14 protein-coding genes are annotated in these 19,165 nt (G+C 41.8%); 4 read left to right on the plus strand and 10 right to left on the minus strand.

Translation table 11 applies throughout. The features are described 5' to 3' along the window. Window positions 1–237 precede the first annotated feature (237 nt). On the plus strand, window positions 238–2,586 hold the full coding sequence (locus IJ00_RS10660; protein WP_035152818.1) for a ComEC/Rec2 family competence protein: 2,349 nt from the start codon (window positions 238–240) through the stop codon (window positions 2,584–2,586). 219 nt (window positions 2,587–2,805) lie between these two features. Here the strand turns inward: IJ00_RS10660 and secA are convergent, their stop codons facing one another. From secA to IJ00_RS10675, 3 genes are all read right to left on the minus strand, one after another. Further along, the gene (secA, locus tag IJ00_RS10665; protein ID WP_035152821.1) at window positions 2,806–5,601 is read right to left on the minus strand and encodes a preprotein translocase subunit SecA; all 2,796 of its coding nucleotides are present in this window, start codon (window positions 5,599–5,601) and stop codon (window positions 2,806–2,808) included. Between the two features lie 357 nt (window positions 5,602–5,958). Further along, window positions 5,959–6,501: a cytochrome c gene (locus tag IJ00_RS10670; RefSeq protein ID WP_035158866.1), complete on the minus strand. Its 543-nt coding sequence runs from the start codon at window positions 6,499–6,501 to the stop codon at window positions 5,959–5,961. Between the two features lie 110 nt (window positions 6,502–6,611). Then, window positions 6,612–7,379: a hypothetical protein gene (locus IJ00_RS10675; RefSeq protein WP_168163460.1), complete on the minus strand. Its 768-nt coding sequence runs from the start codon at window positions 7,377–7,379 to the stop codon at window positions 6,612–6,614. A 52-nt stretch (window positions 7,380–7,431) separates the two neighbouring features. On the opposite strand from IJ00_RS10675, the gene IJ00_RS28945 reads away from it, so the two are divergent. Beyond that, window positions 7,432–7,587, plus strand: a complete 156-nt coding sequence (locus IJ00_RS28945) for a hypothetical protein (RefSeq protein WP_168163461.1) — start codon at window positions 7,432–7,434, stop codon at window positions 7,585–7,587. Window positions 7,588–7,841: 254 nt separating this feature from the next. On the opposite strand, the gene IJ00_RS10680 is transcribed toward IJ00_RS28945, so the two are convergent. From IJ00_RS10680 to surE, 4 genes are all read right to left on the minus strand, one after another. Next, complete coding sequence (locus IJ00_RS10680; protein WP_035152826.1) at window positions 7,842–8,750, minus strand: MoxR family ATPase; 909 nt, start codon at window positions 8,748–8,750, stop codon at window positions 7,842–7,844. A gap of 226 nt (window positions 8,751–8,976) precedes the next feature. Then, on the minus strand, window positions 8,977–10,014 hold the full coding sequence (locus tag IJ00_RS10685) for a bifunctional riboflavin kinase/FAD synthetase (RefSeq protein ID WP_201782686.1): 1,038 nt from the start codon (window positions 10,012–10,014) through the stop codon (window positions 8,977–8,979). A 144-nt stretch (window positions 10,015–10,158) separates the two neighbouring features. Then, window positions 10,159–11,055: an MBL fold metallo-hydrolase gene (locus IJ00_RS10690; protein WP_035152829.1), complete on the minus strand. Its 897-nt coding sequence runs from the start codon at window positions 11,053–11,055 to the stop codon at window positions 10,159–10,161. Between the two features lie 428 nt (window positions 11,056–11,483). After that, complete coding sequence (gene surE / locus IJ00_RS10695) at window positions 11,484–12,281, minus strand: 5'/3'-nucleotidase SurE (protein WP_035152831.1); 798 nt, start codon at window positions 12,279–12,281, stop codon at window positions 11,484–11,486. Between the two features lie 269 nt (window positions 12,282–12,550). Here surE and pheS point away from each other — a divergent pair, with 269 nt between their 5' ends. Then, a complete protein-coding gene (pheS, locus tag IJ00_RS10700; RefSeq protein ID WP_035152834.1) occupies window positions 12,551–13,543 on the plus strand; it encodes a phenylalanine--tRNA ligase subunit alpha in 993 nt (330 codons plus the stop codon). Window positions 13,544–13,604: 61 nt separating this feature from the next. Here the strand turns inward: pheS and IJ00_RS10705 are convergent, their stop codons facing one another. After that, window positions 13,605–15,047, minus strand: coding sequence for an ATP-dependent DNA helicase RecQ (locus IJ00_RS10705; protein ID WP_035152836.1), 1,443 nt, complete (start codon window positions 15,045–15,047; stop codon window positions 13,605–13,607). A gap of 158 nt (window positions 15,048–15,205) precedes the next feature. Here IJ00_RS10705 and IJ00_RS10710 point away from each other — a divergent pair, with 158 nt between their 5' ends. Beyond that, window positions 15,206–16,375, plus strand: a complete 1,170-nt coding sequence (locus IJ00_RS10710; protein WP_035152838.1) for a cysteine desulfurase family protein — start codon at window positions 15,206–15,208, stop codon at window positions 16,373–16,375. A 147-nt stretch (window positions 16,376–16,522) separates the two neighbouring features. Here the strand turns inward: IJ00_RS10710 and hisC are convergent, their stop codons facing one another. Together hisC and IJ00_RS10720 are read right to left on the minus strand one after the other, a co-directional pair. Next, window positions 16,523–17,584: a histidinol-phosphate transaminase gene (gene hisC, locus IJ00_RS10715; protein ID WP_035152841.1), complete on the minus strand. Its 1,062-nt coding sequence runs from the start codon at window positions 17,582–17,584 to the stop codon at window positions 16,523–16,525. After that, complete coding sequence (locus IJ00_RS10720; RefSeq protein WP_035152842.1) at window positions 17,585–18,952, minus strand: cytochrome P450; 1,368 nt, start codon at window positions 18,950–18,952, stop codon at window positions 17,585–17,587. It abuts the gene before it with no gap. Window positions 18,953–19,165 lie beyond the last annotated feature (213 nt).

Raw genomic sequence — 19,165 nt, forward strand, 5'->3', positions numbered from 1 at the left:
CAGGAATTGTAGGATAACTTGTAGACCTTGGAATTTGACTTGGTTGCGGCACCTCATCGGTATCAAATATGCTGCATCTTCAGTCTTTTGTATAGGTTATGATATTTTACGCTTGATTGCTATGCCGCAATCGGGGATACTATGTTTGAATGCAACTTCAGTATCAGTACAGAATTTCTGTTCACTTGATAACTAGTTTCTTAACCCCAAAATTCCCTATCCCAAACTCAAAATCCCATGGTTCAGACGAGTGGTATTGTTATTTGTCTTAGCTACATTCTGGGATTGCTATTGACGGCTATTCCTTGGGGTGGCTTTTTAGCTGTTGTTATAGGAATCATTGGTGCAGTCGTAGTGAGGAGACTGCGTTTATTGCCAAGGAGAACACCAGGAAAAAAATCAGGTTCGGCAAAAACGTCAGCACTAACTTTATTAGCAAGTATTCCTCATTCGCGTATCTGGTTAATTGCAGGTTTAGTAGGTTTATTTGCTAGTTTCTATTTTCAGTTAAGGGTTCCTCAACCTAGTAATAACGATATCAGTAAATTTGCACCATCGGATAGTAGTAGTCAAGAACAATTGTTTATTGTCCGGGGCAAAGTGTTAAGCACAGCCCGATTAACCCGAAGCCAAAGGGGGCAGTTTTGGCTAGAGGCAACGCAGCTAGATGAAGTGACAAATGATAGTCGTCCGGCGGGTGCAAGTAAGGGTGTATCAGGCAAATTGTATGTTACTGTTCCTTTACTCCAATCTACAGGTTTGCATCCTGGGCAGGAGATTGCAGTTACAGGAGTTTTATATCAACCGAAAGCTGCGACAAATCCTGGTGGTTTTGATTTTCGCAAGTATTTACAGCAGGAAAGTACTTTTGCGGGTTTAAGTGGCAGACAAATTAATATTTTGGAAGAGAATCGTCAGTGGGGTTGGTGGCAAGTTCGGGAAAAAATTGTGCGATCGCAGGTAAAATTCTTAGGTATCCCCCAAGGTCCCCTAGTGAGTGCGATGGTTTTGGGTAGTAAGGCTGTAGATTTGCCCTATGAGACAAGGGATTTATTTGTACAGGCTGGTTTAGCTCATGCTTTGGCGGCATCAGGATTTCAAACTTCTTTGATTTTGGGTGTGGTTTTGGGATTGACTAAACGGGCAAAACGCTTCACACAGATATTTTGTGGTAGTACGGCTTTAATCATATTTCTGTGTTTAACGGGTTTTCAACCTGCGGTACTGCGTGCTGTGGTTATGGGATTTGCGGCTTTGATTGGGTTGGGATTGCAGCGTCAGGTGAATCAGTTTGGTTCGTTGTTGTTGGCAGCAGTATTATTACTTTTATTTAATCCCCAATGGATTTGGGATTTGGGGTTTCAATTGAGTTTTTTGGCAACTTTGGGGCTAATTGTCACAGTATCGCCATTAACCCAGGGTTTATCATGGTTGCCACCGGCGATCGCCTCTTTAATTGCTGTTCCTGTAGCAGCTACTATCTGGACTTTACCACTACAGTTACAGGTGTTTGGGGTTGTTCCTACCTATAGTCTGTTATTGAATATTGTCACTACACCGTTTATCTCAATTATCAGTTTAGGTGGTTTTATTAGTGCATTGATTGCCTTAGTTTTCCCAGATGGGGGAAGCGCGATCGCTAGTTTTTTAAATTATCCTACAAGTTGGTTAATCAATTTAGTCACTATCTTTAGCGATTTACCGGGAAATACCTTTGCTGTCGGTAAAATTAATATTGGGCAAACTCTGGTTATCTATACCTTGATAATTATCAGTTGGTTGGTACCTTGGTGGCAAAAACGCTGGTGGTTGTCTGGAGGAATAGCGATCGCTTTGGTTTTCCTCCCCGTTTGGTATTCGGTAAATACATTGTTCCAAGTCACAATGTTAGCTGGAGGAGGAGAACCTGTGGTGGTTGTGCAGGATCGGGGTAAGGTGACTGTAATTAATAGTGGAGATGATGGAGTCGGCAAATTTACAGTTGTTCCTTTTCTCCAGCAACAGGGAATTAATCACATTGATTGGGCGATCGCTACAGATTTTCTCAAAAATGGCAATAACGGGTGGGTGGAGGTTGCCCAAAATTTGCCAGTCAAATTGTTTTATGACTATGCACCGACGGCAGAAAATGCTCTAACTAGTCAGGTAATCCAAAAAGCTGTGTTGGATAGCAAAGGATTTTATCAAGTCAGTTCCACTGGACAAACCATCAATACTGGTTCCATCGTGGCACAATTAATTAATGACCAATTACCTGCATTACAAATGCAAGTTCAAGGGCAATCTTGGTTATTTGTCGGGAATACTAAACCTGCGGAGCTGAAACGAATAATTAAAATTGGTGGTTTGCCCCGCCCACAAGTATTATGGTGCAGTGGAGAAGCACTGGAAGAATTAGTTACCGCCCTACAGCCAAAAGTAGCTATCTCTCCCACAATGCAGATAAAAACTGCAACTTTAGATGCTTTAAATAAGAGCAATACCAAGTTATTTTTTACTAACAAGGATGGAGCTATTCAATGGACACCAGAAGGTGATTTTACTCCTTTTACCCAGATAATGGAAAATAAGACTTCTATATTTTAATTGGGATAGGCGGGGCAGAGTTACCTAGACGCTACTAGTTCATGTAATTGTAATGATTACAAAATATCCAGTATGAGCATCTCGCTCCCTAATTTGAGGACAAGGTTTTAAAAGTTTTTGACTGGTTTCGTTATCTCCACCACAACTAGTCAAAACGGATGATAATCTTTAAACAAAGATATGGGAGAACAAACGATTATTCCCCCATATTGATACTAATTACACCATCTCCGAGGAAGTTTCTACCATCGGTTGGGGTTGCGGTTGGAACATAAATAGTGAATAAACAACGTCCCGGCGGATATTTACCATCATATCCAGGAACAATTCGTATCCTTCACTCTTGTATTCAATCAATGGGTCTTTCTGTCCATAACCCCGTAATCCTACGGATTCACGTAGAGCATCCATTTGTTGCAGATGTTCTCGCCAGAGGGTATCAATTCGTTGCAAGATGAAGAAACGCTCGGCTTGGCGCATTAATCCTGGCTGAATCTGGTCAATTTGTGCTTCCTTCATGTCGTAGGCAATTCTGGCTTGTTCATGGAGAAAAGCTTTAATTTCACCCATGGACATATCTTCTAACTGTTTGGCAGTCAAATCAGATAGGAGATAGACAAATTCCTTAACTTTCTCCACCAGCTTATCGAGTTCCCATTCTTCCGAGGGTAAATCGGGGTTGATGTAGTAGTCAACGATGTCATCCATGGTTTTCTCAGCATATTTGATGACTTGTTCTTTCAAGTCTTGTCCTTCCAAGACACGACGACGTTCTGCATAAATTGCCCGTCGTTGGTTATTCATCACTTCGTCATACTCAAATACTTGCTTCCGAATATCGTAGTAGTAGGTTTCTACTTTCTTCTGAGCACCTTCTAAGCTCCGAGTCAGCATTCCCGACTCAATTGGCATATCTTCATCGACGTTGAAAGCATCCATGAGTTTGGCAACGCGATCGCCACCAAAAATACGCATCAAGTTATCTTCTAAACTGAGGAAAAATCGGGTTGTACCGGGGTCCCCTTGTCGTCCAGCACGTCCGCGCAACTGGTTATCAATCCGTCGAGATTCGTGACGCTCTGTACCAATCACGTGTAAACCACCCAATTGCACCACTTCATCATGTTCTCGACTGGTGAATGTTTCGTATTCTTGCTTAATACGTTTGTAGGCATCCCGTAATTTTTGAATTACTGGATCGTCTGTGGGGGCTTTTTCCGCAGCAACTGCCACCTTATCTTCTGCTTCTAACTCCGGTAAACTGCGTTCACCATATTCTCGTACTGCCAGTTCTACCGCATCTTTGAGGAGTTTTTCTGCCTCTGGGGAAAGCTGTGTGGGGAAAATTTGTGGTGAGACTCGCCAAGTTTTTACCTTTTTCCCTGGGACAAACCCTTGTCCACCTCCACTATTAGCTGCTGGCAACCCCATAGCTCTTTGGATACCAAAATTGTCTTCATCCTCTGGCTGGACAATCCGGGGCATAAAATACTCCCGCATCTTCAACCTAGCCATATATTCGGAGTTACCACCTAGGATAATATCCGTACCTCTACCAGCCATATTGGTAGCAATTGTGACTGCTCCTTTTCGTCCTGCTTGGGCGACAATTTCCGATTCCCGCTCGACGTTTTCCGGACGTGCATTTAGGAGTTCGTGGGGAATTTCCATTTCTCGCAGTAACTGACTGAGATATTCCGATTTCTCCACGCTGGTAGTACCAACTAACACAGGTCTACCTTCTTGGTGCATTTCTCCGCATTCGCGGGCGATCGCCTTCCATTTTCCCGCTTCGGTTTTAAACACCATATCAGATAGGTCTTGCCGTAATCTGGTTCTGTTGGTGGGAATAATCGTGACTTCTAACTTATAAATCTTCTCAAATTCAGCTTCCTCTGTTTTCGCTGTCCCTGTCATTCCTCCTAACTTGGGATATAACAAAAACAGATTTTGGTAGGTAATCGTCGCTAAGGTTTGGGTTTCTGGTTGAATATCTACATGTTCCTTGGCTTCAATGGCTTGGTGTAAACCATCACTCCATCGCCGTCCCGGTAACACCCGTCCAGTAAATTCATCGACGATGACGATTTCCCCACCCCGAACGATGTAATTCACGTCCTTGAGGAATAGCTCCTTGGCTTTAATTGCATTGAAGATAAAATGCGCCCAGGGGTCTTCTGGGTCGAATAAATCAGTCACTTCCAACAGATTTTCTGCCTGGGCAAAACCTTCATCTGTTAACAAAACGTTACGAGCTTTTTCGTCTACTTCGTAATGTTCTTCTTGATTGAGTGCTGATGCAATCAGAGCAGCTTTTGTATACTTCTCTGTAGGTCTTTCTACCTGCCCCGAAATGATTAGGGGTGTGCGGGCTTCATCAACTAGAATGGAGTCCACTTCATCAATCACGCAGTAATTGAAGGGACGTTGCACCACATCCTTAATATCCGTAGCCATGTTATCCCGAAGGTAGTCAAAACCTACCTCACTATTTGTGACATAAGTAATATCACAGTCATAGTTTTTCTTTCGTTCCTGGGGGGTCATACTAGCTTGGATGAGTCCCACACTCAGACCCAGGAAGCGATGTACCTGTCCCATCCACTCTGCGTCCCGCTTTGCCAGGTAGTCGTTGACGGTGACGACATGAACACCCTTACCTGTTAATGCATTCAGGTAACTAGGTAGAGTTGCTACTAAGGTTTTACCCTCACCAGTTTTCATTTCTGCAATTTGCCCAGTGTGTAAAATCGCACCGCCGAGCATTTGAACATCAAAGTGTCGTAAACCTAAAACCCGTCGTCCAGCTTCCCGTACTACTGCGAAAGCTTCTGGGAGGATATCATCAAGGGTCTCACCTTTACCCAAGCGCTGTTGAAACTCAGCAGTTTTACCCTTTAATTCTTCATCGGAAAGTTTCTGGATATCTTCCTCAAAGAGGTTAATTTCCGTGATGTAGGGTTGGTATTTCTTGAGTTTTCGTGCGTTGGGATCACCCAGCAAAGTCTTTAGCATGGTAGGTTACAGAACAAAATCAAAGGGGATGGGATTTTCGATTAGTGGATTTGATTATAAACTTTTCGCCAAACTGAAATCTTTTGGGATTCGAGATTGGGGATTGGTAGTTAGTTGTTGGGCAAGGATTGGGTTAATCCATTTGCCGTCATGATTTTTTCAAAATAGCTTTAACAGCAAGTAGATATTTGAAACTGTTCTAATAGTATCATTTCACCCCAAAATGGGGCAGGGAACTCCGACTATCTCAAAGTAGCGATCGCCGTCCTTTTTTGATTGGGACAATTGGGAAATCTGGGAAAATAGGGATTTAAGACAGGAAAATATTTCTTTGTTGATGTCCCTATTACCCATCAATTATTCCGCATTTTCCCATTCCGCAGACAGTTTCCGGTAATTATACTCACCTACACCAGGATGACAGGTGATACAAGTACCCAGTTGTACTGGACGGGGAATATTTATTTTAGGATGTAAAGCTTTAAAATATCGAGAACTACCTAGACGATAGGGTGTTTGTTCATCCTTCATCAAGGGACGGGAAAATTGTAAGATGTATTTCCAGATTAAAATTCTTCCAGGGTCTAGTAATGGTTTGAGGGTAACTCCGTAGTGTTGTGTGTCTGTGAGAATTTCTTTCCAGGTTTGGGTAGGCAAAACTGCTGGAGGTAAAGCAACATGACAACTCGCACAGTTTTCTAGATATAATTCCTGTCCCAATTGGTATTGAGAGGGGACAATATCAACCGTACCAATTTCGGAAGTTGTAGGAGTTGCACTGTGTACTGGGATTGCGGTTGTGATTAACCAACCCATGACTAAACTCCAAAGGAAAACTATAGATAGGATTCCGAGAGATTTTCCTTGACGCTGAAATTTGCCCTTGATTGAATATGACATGACTTCACCCAAATTAAGGGAGTCAGGGATTAGGGAAGTAAGGGAAGGGTATTTTTCCCCATAACCTGTCACCTGTGCCCTATTACCTATTCTCTATGAACCATTCCTAGTTAACCACGGAAAATTGCTGTAGAGATTAAAACCCCATTCATGGCAACAAAGGAAGCAGCAAATATCCATAGACAGCGAGCATCGATACGTAAAGCTAATTTATCATGTCCTGTTTCACAACAACGTAGGCTAAAAATAGCGATCGCTGCGGAGGAAAATATATAGACCATGGTGGTAATGTGAATTTGGTCTATGAGGCTTAACCCTTGGCTAGTACCAATAATCGAATCTGATGCTCGCATACTAATAACTACCGCGAATAAGGAACCAACAAGTAAACTCATCCGCGCACTAAATATACTTGTTTGTTTGGGGTGCATCAAAAATGACAACAGAGTTATAGCAAAAGCGATATATGTACCCATATTGAGCTTAAAGAAGCCGAAAAACTCTTGTCTAACAATAGTCATTCTGATGCGTAACCGCGAAAATGTACTACCTGCATGGTTGATTTCTGGGTCGCCAAAACTTGTAGGATAATTAAACTTTAATTCTTGAATTTGAAAATCTTTAATTTTGAAGCCATCTAAAATAATATTTTGACTTAAACTCGAATTCTTCACATCTGGAATATATATTCTTTTAGAAATATCCGCTGCACCATCTTCTAATTCCACGTACAGATGCTGACGGTCAAAGGGGAAGTTTTCCGTCTTCCAATTCTGATAAATAGTTGCTCGGTATTTACGTTGTGACCAATAAATATTTCCCTTTTTTTCTGTAGAGTCTTGTTCCGCAGCAAATTTAATTGCATTCGTCACTTCCATAGTTTTCAATGGATTAATCTCAGAAGCACAATTACTCCACACCCAAAAGTCTATGGCAAAAGATTTGTCTTTGACATTTAAACTGTGTATAGATGTGACAAATGTTCCTATTTTACAGGATTCGGAAGAAGCGATTGTATCTGCCAGAGCAGTGTTGTCTATACCAAATAAGAATAAAATAATTAAAGTTATAGTAGCAAAAAAATAGTTAATTTGTTTGAAAAGCATTTTCTCATAAACGTAGTATTTGATGAAGTAAATTTCAATTTAGTTGAACCCTACTACCTTCTGTGGAGCTTAGGCAATTGTCGTAAAAAATCAAGATTATTGCTTCTTGATACCAAGTTGCATTCTGTCGTAATAGTTTTAGGATGATGAGATTGCTTCCCAACCGTCGCAATGACACAGCAACTTAGTATAAGGTGATGAATATGGAAAGAGTCTGCCTAAGTCCTGAAATATTTAGGGAATTGCTACAGAACGTAACAACCGCTCCATCACAGTTCTGGCTCTGCGTCCGCTAGTCGGTATAATCCGATGACAAAGCACATAGGGCGCTAAAAATTTGACATCATCGGGAATAGCGTAATCTCGTCCAGAAAGATAGGCGATCGCCTGGGTAGCTTTTTGTAGGGCAACTGTACCCCGTGGACTGACACCAAGGGTAATTTCTTCATCGCAGCGTGTAGCTCTGACTAAATCAAGGATATATTGCTGGAGGGAAGTATTAACTTTGACTTGGCTACAAAGTCGCCGTAATTCCTGGACTTCTGTGAGAGTAATACAAGGTTGTAAGTCTTCTAATTGCACACCTAAAGACAAATTTTGCAGCATCTGCAACTCTTCTGTCTCGGAAGGATAACCCAAACTCAAGGACAACAAAAACCGATCCATTTGTGCTTCTGGTAAGGGAAATGTCCCTTGGTATTCCACGGGGTTTTGGGTAGCAATCACAAAGAAAGGAGTGGGAACCGGACGAGAAACTCCATCTACAGTCACTTGTCGTTCTTCCATCACCTCTAGTAATGCTGATTGGGTACGAGGTGTAGCTCGGTTAATTTCGTCAGCTAGGAGAATATTAGTAAATAGAGGACCGGGAAGAAAGCTAAATTCGCCGCTTTTAGGATTCCAGATATTCGTCCCAGTAATATCTGTCGGTAAGAGGTCTGGTGTGCATTGTAGGCGTTGAAATTTGCCATCAATGGAGCGGGCTAAGGATTTCGCTAACAGAGTTTTACCGACTCCTGGAACGTCTTCTAGTAAAGCATGACCACCGGCAAGTAAGGCAACAACTACAAGACGAATCGCGTCATTTTTACCAACGATGGTACGAGCGAGATTTTGGGTTAGAGTCTCAATTTTTTCTCTCATACACTCATTAGGGGAAGGGGTAATATCAATTCAAAATTCAAAATTAAGAAAGCCAGACATAGCAAGGGATTGGGAATTTGTATGTGTGGCATTCTGATTTCAAATTGGTATAAGGTTTTGTCACCTATGACCGAGATAAATCAAAAATAAAATAGTGCTGAGTCTGATTGATTACTTCTGACCCAGCACTAGCTTAGTATTCCCTTTGTTCCTACAAATTCAACATCTAAGAGTTAAAAAATGCCTGAGCGGTGTCACAATCGATGTGAATTTGCTGTTTGAGTGCATCGAGGTTGGCAAATTTTTGCTCAGGACGGATAAATTTTTCTAATTGGACTGCTAGCTTCCCTCCATATAAATCCCCTGAGTAATTTAAAATATGCACTTCTGCGGTGAGTTGGGTTCCGTTGACTGTGGGGCGATCGCCAATATTCATGACTCCATAACCCAGGTTTTCTTGAAGTTCTGGGGTTTCACCAACGGTAAATACTCGCACTGCATAGACTCCATAATGGGGAAGGAGTTTGTCTTTGGGTAATTCTAAGTTAGCGGTGGGAAAGCCAAGTTTTCTACCGAGTTGCTGTCCCTGAATAACTTTACCAATGAGAGTATAGGAACGTCCGAGCAGTCGATTGACTCGAATCATGTCACCAGTAGCAAGAATTTCTCGAATCAGTGAACTACTAATACTGGTATCTTCTACAGAAGGGTTGAAATTTTCCTGCTCTAAGTCCTCTGGGCAGGTTTCTAGGGGAACGATATGCACAGGAATCCCATACTTAGCAGCAATTATACGTAAATCATCAGCAGTACCACAACGTCTGGAACCGAAGCGAAAATCTTGCCCCACACTAATGCGTGCTGCTTGCAATTGTTCAACCAGAATTTTTTCCACAAATTCTTCCGGAGACAGGGCAGTTAATTCCCGATCAAAGGGTAGAAGTACCAGTTGTTCCACACCTAGCGATCGCAACTGCTGCACTTTTTCATCCAGTGGGGTTAATAATGCTCTGGGTTTGCCAGTAAAAAACTCCTGGGGATGGGGGTCAAAGGTGACAACCGTGGAGTAAATATGGCAGGGGGGAAAGGGTAAATCTTGGTTTCTCCCTGCATTTGGCAGTGACGGTAGAATTGGTTGAATCACCCGGCGATGACCACGATGTACACCATCAAATTTGCCCAGCGCGATCGCTGTTGGCGTTAGCGCCAATTCCATTGAAGAAGTAACCCACACAGAACACCCATTTTGAGACAGATTCAGCACGTCGATTCTGGGATTTTGAAGTTTATTATGCTTCTTGCTGTCAGCTGGGCGTTATGAGTTTTTACCTGACGCTGGCTGCTAACAGCTCAAAGCCTTATTATCACCAATCTAATCTAAAATCTCGAATCACTTCGACTGCTTAGTTTAAGCTGAATAATTACTCACGGGAAAAGATTCGGATAAATTAGCCGTCAGGGGAATTTCCAAAACCATTCCTTCCCTTGCCATGACTGCACCAGGGAATCTAGCTTGAGCTTGCTCTCCTACGTTATCGAGGAAGTCATCGTTATGGGCTGGATCATGGTGGAAAATCACTAAGGTTTTGACTCCAGCTGCCTGGGCAACTTTCACTGCTTCTTGCCAAGTCGAGTGTCCCCAGCCGATTTTGGGCGATTTCGCCGAAGCATATTCTTCGTCGGTGTAAGTGCAATCGTAAATTAAAATGTCAGCATTTCGTGACAACCACAGCACATTTTCATCTAGATGATCGGGAAAATGTTCCGTGTCGGTGATGTAAACAGCTGCACCTCCACACCAGTTAACGCGATAACCCACTGCTTCTCCTGGATGATTCAGAGGGGCAGTTTCTACCAAAATGTCATCAATGTGAATCGGTTGTCCGGCTGTGACAGTACAAAATTCCAGGTTTGCCTGCATAATTTGCAGGGGTACGGGGAAATTGGGATGTAGCATCTGGTCGTTGAGTCGCTGTTCGATGGTGGAACCATCAGGGGCGATCGCGCCATAAATGTAAAAATTATTTCCCTTCACAAACCCTGGTGTAAAAAAAGGAAACCCTTGCATATGATCCCAGTGGGAATGGGTAAAAAAGATATGCCCTTCCACTGGCATTTTCGGTAATAAAGATTGACCCAAGACGTGTAATCCAGTACCACCATCAAATATCAAGCTTCTACCACCAACTCGCATTTCTACACAAGGGGTATTACCACCGTAACGTACGGTGTTTGAGCCGGGACAGGGAATACTGCCACGAACGCCCCAAAAATGCACGGTAAATTTGTTCTCTATCCTAGACATGGTGTTACTTGCCAAGACTGAGCGGGCGACCAAAAATGTTACTTACTTCTGTTAAGTGTATGCTGTCTGCAAATTTTTGGCAGAGAGTAATGATTGGTAAAACAGCATACTTGGTTTTGGGGTAAATTTGCTCAATCTCAGGGAGATATTTCTGAACTTTAACTTTATACTTATTCAAGGCTGAATCTTGTTAAACAGGAAGGGGTGTCATACCATTGCCCGCTCCAGATGCATCAAAATTAGAAATGCTGAGAATTTCTCAATCCTTTTTTTGTCACTTCTGAACGGCGATGGCACTATTACTTTATAACCTAGATTTTGCAGTGCTACATAACACACTGTGTCTCAGGTGCTTATGGGTAATAGATAAGGGGTGACAGCCTATCAAAAAATCCTTGTCCCCGCTCCTGCTTGCTTTTTCCGCAAATCTAGGGAAAATCGAATTTCACTTGAGATAATTCATCCAAGCCCTGACGATAGGTAAAATTGTACTGTAAGGGCGTGACACTAATGTAGTTTTTACGGATAACATGGACATCTATTGGTATATCCTGGGGCAAGTTCAACCCCATAGGCGGCTCAATATCTTCTAGAACTTCCCCTGTGAGCCAGTAATAAGTTTTACCACGAGGATCTACTCGGCGGTCAAAGACATCGATGTAACGTCTGACACCTTGGCGAGTAATCAAAACACCAGCTATGTCTTTCTCTGCTACGGGGGGAACGTTAACATTGAGTAGCATGAGTTCAGATAGGGGATTGACTGCTAGCTGGGCAACTAGACTTTTGGCAAAATTCGCAGCGGGTTGAAAATCTGAATAGGTAAAGTCAGCCAAACTAAAGGCAATACTGGGAATTCCTTCGATTAATCCTTCCATAGCTGCGGAGACAGTACCAGAATAAAGTATTTCTGTTCCCAGATTCGCCCCACGATTAATTCCGGACAGTACCATATCTGGTGGTGACTCTAACAATGCCCACAGGGCTAATTTTACACAGTCTGAGGGTGTGCCATCACAAGCCCAAGCCTTGATTGTGGGATGAAATACCGACTCAATAATTTCTGCACGAATTGGTTGGTGTAAGGTTAGTCCATGTCCTGTGGCAGAACGTTCTCGATCTGGACAAACTACTGTCACCTCGTGACCTGCTACTGCTAAGGTATTGGCGAGGGTTTGAATACCTAGGGAATTTACCCCATCATCGTTACTAATTAATAATTTCATCACAGGTAGTTGCTAGGTAATAGTTGAAGTTTTTCTCAGTTTTAGGTGCGGATATATAGGGGGTGAGTATTCATATTCTCATTTTTTCTCCTTACTTCTTTGTTGTTGCACCTCTGTCTGTAGTGCTAAAGGATAAAAAAGCTTTCACCGCACCATAAAGCTTCTAAACTATAAGTTGTATATTGATAAAGCCTTGCGATTAGTCAACAATTTCAACTGCTGATGTTCTGACTAATAACTTTTGGCTATTGACTAATGACTATTGACTAATGACTACCGAATTAGAAACTCAACTTTTAGCGCTGAAGCAAGAAGGACAAGGGGCGATCGCAGCTGCTGATACCCTGGAACGTTTAGAAGAATTGCGAGTTAAATACCTAGGTAAAAAAGGTAGTTTATCTGTACTGCTAGGTGCTATGGGTAAGCTACCAGCAGAGGAACGTCCGAAAATTGGGGCGATCGCTAATACTGTCAAAGAGGCAATCCAAACTAGTCTGGACAATCAACGTACTGCCCTAGAAAGTGCGAAAATCCAAGCACAACTGGATGCGGAAACTCTGGATGTGACTATGCCAGGAATTTACCGTCCCCAAGGTCGGATTCACCCCCTGAATGGGATTATTGACCGGGCACTGGATATTTTCGTAGGTCTAGGGTATACCGTAGCACAGGGTCCAGAAATGGAAACTGACTATTACAACTTTGAGGCACTGAATACACCCCCAGACCATCCGGCGCGGGATATGCAAGATACCTTCTATCTACCTGATGGCAACCTCCTGCGAACCCATACATCCTCTGTGCAAATTCGCTACATGGAATCAGAGGAGCCACCTATCCGGATTGTCGCACCGGGACGGGTTTATCGCCGCGATACGGTGGATGCTACCCACTCCGCAGTCTTCCACCAAATCGAATTGTTGGCTATAGATGAGGGCTTAACTTTTACTGACCTCAAGGGCACAATTAAGGTCTTTTTGCAAGCAATGTTTGGCGAATTACCCATTCGTTTTCGTGCTAGCTATTTTCCTTTCACTGAACCCTCTGCCGAGGTAGACTTACAGTGGAATGGACGCTGGTTAGAAGTTATGGGTTGTGGGATGGTTGACCCCAATGTGATGAAATCTGTGGGTTATGATCCCGAAGTTTATACAGGATTTGCTGCGGGTTTTGGAGTCGAACGATTTGCCATGGTTTTACATCAAATGGATGATATCCGCAGGTTGTATACCAGTGATTTGAGATTTTTACGGCAGTTTTAATGGGGGTGATGGGTAATTGGGAACAGGAAAAACTTTACTCTTGTTCTCCCCTCACCTTTCCCTAATTTTTGCAACAGCGATCGCAATGTCCACAGTTTTTTGCTTCTTCCCCAAATCCAAAGGCATCTAGAAGAAATTGCCAGCGACATTTTCTAGTATATAGGTACTGTCGCATTTGCTTCACAGCTTGCATCTGGGAAAAGTTCTGATTTTTATCGGTAGCAATAATTTGATAATGGAAAGGGTCAAGCCATTGCAGTTTTCCTTGACTGTGGAGTAAAGCTAGGGCTAATTCTCCATCGGAAAATTCCTTGGCGATCGCATTCACTTCTCCAGTGGGAGGTACTTTTTGGCTGAGTCTTGTGGCAATTTGATACTGCGATCGCAGTTTATCTACAAAAAACTTCTGTCTATTTTTATCCTCTGGATCCAACCATCCCGTCGGTTCACTCACCAAAGTTAAAGCATCCGCAGGTTTCCCATCCCTACCAGCACGTCCAATTTCTTGGACATATTCTGATAATAATAATGGTGCATGGAAATGTACAACCCATCTCACATCTGCTTTATTAATACCCATACCAAAAGCTGAGGTACAGACAACAAAGGGCATTTTACCACTCAACCATTTTGCCTCAATTTGCCGACGCTCTACCGCCCCTAAACCTGCATGATATCCAGTAGTTACATAACCCATTTCTTGCAACCAAGCAGCCAAGTTTTCACTATCTCTGCGACTGCGAACATATATTAAACCACTGGTATTCACCCTAGCTTTGATAAACTTTAATAATTGTTGTTTTTTCCCCTGTGGTGTCCAAGCTATACTCACCTTGGGCTGAATATTTTCTCGATAGGGATTTAAGCGGAAGATAACAGGATTGATTAAATTTAACGTTGATTGAATAATATTTTGTGCCAAGGGATCGGCAGTTGCGGTAAATGCTGCTAAGGTAATTTTTGTTCCTGGTGGCTTAGTTTTTAATAAAGCTTCTCGTACTACTCCCAATCGACGATAGGTAGGACGAAAGGTATCACCCCATTGCACCAAACAATGAGCTTCATCTAAGATAATGCCATTAATGATAATTTGTGGATGAGACAATTTCTCCCACACAGGTGGACTAAGTAAAGTTTCGGGAGATAAATATAATAATCTAATTTTTTGATTGGCAATTAACTGTAGAATCTGACGTTTTTCAAAGGAAGGTAATTCACTATGTAAAAGTGCCGCAGGTAAATCTCGTTCACGTAACTCTTGCACTTGATTTTCCATCAAAGCTACTAACGGTGAAACTACCAAGGTTAAACCAGTTTGTAATAAAGCAGGTAATTGAAAACAAATTGACTTACCTCCACCCGTTGGCATGAGAATTAAAGCATCTTGTTTTGCCAACAAACAGTTAATTATTTCCCCCTGGGGTGGACGAAAATCTTGATATCCCCAAATCCTTTGAAATTCAGATTTTACTGTTTGCCAAGATATTTGAGTAGAGTAATTCATGGATAATCAAGTGCGGCTATTTATTCTGAATATATCCGTTGTTTTTTCACTTCTGGTTCAGTAATTCTAAGGAAGATAACAGGGAGGTGATAAAAACTCATTATTGTTTAGTCACAAATCCTCGCAGGCTATCCCACTTATCAGCAAATTAATATCCCATGTTAAACCGCCCTATTTACCTCGATAATCTTGCGACTACCCCTGTAGATACAAGGGTATTAACGACCATGCTCCCTTACTTTACAGAGCATTTTGGCAATCCTTCCAGTATTAATCATCAGTATGGTTGGGAAGCAGAAGCTGCTGTCAATCAAGCCAGAGAAATTATCGCAGCTGCAATTAATGCCAGTCCAGAAGAAATTATTTTTACCAGTGGAGCAACGGAAGCGAATAATCTGGCAATTAAAGGTGTGGCGGAAAATTATTTTTCCCAAGGACAACATATAATTACCGTTGCAACAGAGCATAGTGCAGTTATTGACCCCTACAAATATTTAGCAACGTTAGGATTTGAAATTACATTTTTACCAGTAGAGGCGGAGGGATTAATTAACTTAAATACATTAAAAAAAGCTCTGCGTTCTGATACTATTTTGGTATCGGTAATGGCTGCTAACAATGAGATTGGTGTTATCCAACCACTAGCAGAAATTGGTCAGATGTGTCGGGAAAATAATATTATTTTTCATAGTGATGCAGCCCAAGCTCTAGGAAAAATCCCCCTAGATGTGCAAGCAATGAATATAGATTTATTATCCCTGACCGGACATAAAATCTATGCTCCCAAGGGAATTGGTGCTTTATACGTGCGACGACGGAACCCCAGGGTGCAGTTAGCTGCGCAACAGCATGGAGGGGGACATGAACGGGGTTTGCGATCTGGAACACTGTACACACCGCAAATAGTTGGGTTTGGGAGAGCGGTGGAAATTGCTCTAGAGGAAAAACAGCAAGAAATGGAGCGTTTAACCCTCCTGCGCAATACCTTGTGGCAAAAGCTTTCCCAATTAGAGGGAATTTATTTAAATGGACATCTCACACACAGATTACCGGGAAATTTGAATGTGAGTGTAGAGGGGATAGATGGTGCTGCTTTGTTGTTAGCTTTGCAACCTGTAATGGCAGTATCTTCCGGTGCTGCTTGCTCTTCAGCAACTACTGCACCTTCCCATGTACTCACAGCTTTGGGACGTTCGGAAAAATTGGCTTATGCGTCAGTACGTTTTGGAATTGGTAGATTTAATACTACAGAGGAAATTAACCAAGTGGCAGAGCATTTTTTGCTGACAGTGGAAAGTTTGCGTAAGTCCAATTTACGCCTGATGTGAATTAGAAACACCTCGTAATTGTAACGAGAAAATGAGACTTTGAGATTGCGGATCTACGTCGCAATGACGTTGATGTGTATTCCTTGCATAAGTGCTGATTAATTCATTACTCATTACGCATTACTCATTACTCATTACTCATAATTTTTAATCTTTGCCATCACACAAACGTCGAAAAGCTGCCACTAATTGCTGATTCTGTTCCTCGGTTCCGACAGTAATGCGTAATTTATCATCTAATTGCGGTTGGGGAAAGTAACGGATGAGAATCCCTTGTTTTTTCAATTCCTGATAGAGGTATGCAGCATTTCCTAGGGGAGGTTGAGCTAGGAGAAAATTAGTTTGGGAATCCCTAACTTGAAAACCGAGATTTTCTAATTCTTGCTGTAACCATGCGCGTGATAGTTTAATTTTCTCGACGCAAGCATTTTTATAATCTTGATCTTGAATAGCAACAGTGGCAATAGCACAGGCGATCGCGTCTACATTGTAACTATCTTTGACCTTATATAGTCCATCTAAGATTTGGGGGTGGGCGATCGCAAACCCTAAACGCAATCCTGCGAGGGAATATCCCTTGGAAAGGGTACGTATGACAATGACATTGTCAAATTCCCTGACTAAATCCAAAGCATTTTCCGTGGCAAAATCCACATAAGCTTCATCAATCACCAGAATCCCGGATAATTTCCCTGCCAATTCTCGCAAATATTTCTGGGGAACAACATGTCCGGAAGGACTATTAGGTGAGGCAATAAATGTTACAGCACCCTGGGCGGCAATCAATTCATCTAAGGGCAACTGATAGTCTATACCGTAGGGAATTTCAACAAAATTTGCCCCCTGCAATTGTGCTAAAGTTTTATACAGTACGTAGGTTGGAGTGGGATAAACTACCTTTCCCCCAGGTTCCACACAAGCACGAATCAAGACATTAAGTAATTCATCACTACCATTACCAACTATCACCCAATCTTTAGGTACACCTAAAACCTGACTTACCGCTTGACGAAAATCGTCAGCAAAGGGTTGAGGATAGCGTCGTAAAGCTTCTGCTGTGATATTTTGTAGGGCAGCAACAGCAGCAGGAGAGGGGGGGTAGGGGTTCTCATTGCTGTTGAGTTTGATAAATTGTGTACCAGGTTTTGGTTGCTCTCCTGGAACATAACTTGCCATGGCAGCAATATTTGGACGAAAGTATTGATTCATCTACCTATTTCTTTTATCAGTAATCAACATATTTATTGGAGATGACGGTGCAGTTACTAAAACCCGTCGCTTTGGTTTCACATCAACATCATCTACTAAAACTAAGGAATATGTAGATAGTATTTTCACAAGTACAACCTTCATTTCAAATAAGGCAAAAGCGGCACCAATACAACGCCTTACACCACCACCAAATGGTAGAAATTCATAGGGGGAAAATTGCTTTTCTAAAAAACGTTCGGGGCGAAATTTTTGAGGCTCTGGGTATAAGTCTTGCCGTTGATGGGTTAAATAAATATTTCCATATAATAAAGTACCTGGCTGCAAATCATATCCACAAATTTGTGATGGCTTTTCGACTCTGCGGATAAAAGTTTGCATTCCCACTGGATAAATTCGTAGGGTTTCACAACAAACTGCATTCAAATAGGGTAATTTATTTATAGTATTAATATCAAGATTTTCGGAAGAATTTTCATATAAACTATCAATTTCTAGGAGCAATTTCTCTCGAACTTCTGGTAATTTATGAATCCAGTATAAAGACCAAGCCAATGCTGTTGCAGTAGTTTCTTGACCTGCAATCAATAATGTGAACAATTCATCACGTAATTCTTGATCGCTCATCGATTCGCCGTTTTCATCCTTAGCAGACATCATCAAACTCAAAATATCAGTTCTCGATGTATCTGCTTGTTTCCTGCGTTCTTGAATTTCTGAATATAGTAAATTATCTATCTCCTGTTGAAATTTTATATGTTTTCCCCAAGGACTCCAATTTCCCCAATCTTTTTGTAAAAACCTTAAATAAAGCATAGCTGCACCACCAGGAGAACTGATGTTATTTAGCATCTGATTGAGCAGATTTTCCATCTGTTTTGCACTTTCATCTTCGTAAAATCCAAACACTAGCTTGATGATTATCCGCAAACTAATAGCTTGGGTAACATCTCGGATGGAAAAGGATGCACCTGTTTCCAGGCTACTCATTGTTGCTTCTGTAATATTATTTATCTCTGCTGCATAGCTACGCATTCTGTCGCCATGAAATGCAGGTGTGAGTAGTTGACGTTGACGCTGATGCTCTGTAGAGTCTATGGACATGAGAGAAAAGGGTCCAAATAGGCAGCCAAATGTGGCATCTTGGTAACCAGGCGCGGTAAAATTCCCGGAGGAATCACCTGTTAATATCTGCTGTAGAGCGATGGGATTGCTAACAATTACTACTGGAGTGAGTTGGGGACTAATAGACAAAGTAAAAATATCGCCGTAGTTTTTCGCACATTCTTCTAGTAGGGATAAGGGGGATACAAACCAACGTACTATCTGGATGAAAGTAGGGATTTTTGCAGGATTTGGTAGTGCCATTTGATTATTTAGTTATGTTTGCAAATACTGGGATGTACTCTTTCTTGTTAGTTAGATGTATTTTTTAATATATCACTACATAGTATCATATCTAGAGACATAATAAGTTTTTTGTCTGACATCGTATCACAAGCCAATCTGTTATTTTAGCTAATTCATATAGATTGGTTGTACTAATTAATTCCAATGATTTCACAAAAATAGAGAGATAGC

The organism is Calothrix sp. 336/3, assembly GCF_000734895.2.
Taxonomy (GTDB): Bacteria; Cyanobacteriota; Cyanobacteriia; order Cyanobacteriales; family Nostocaceae; genus 336-3.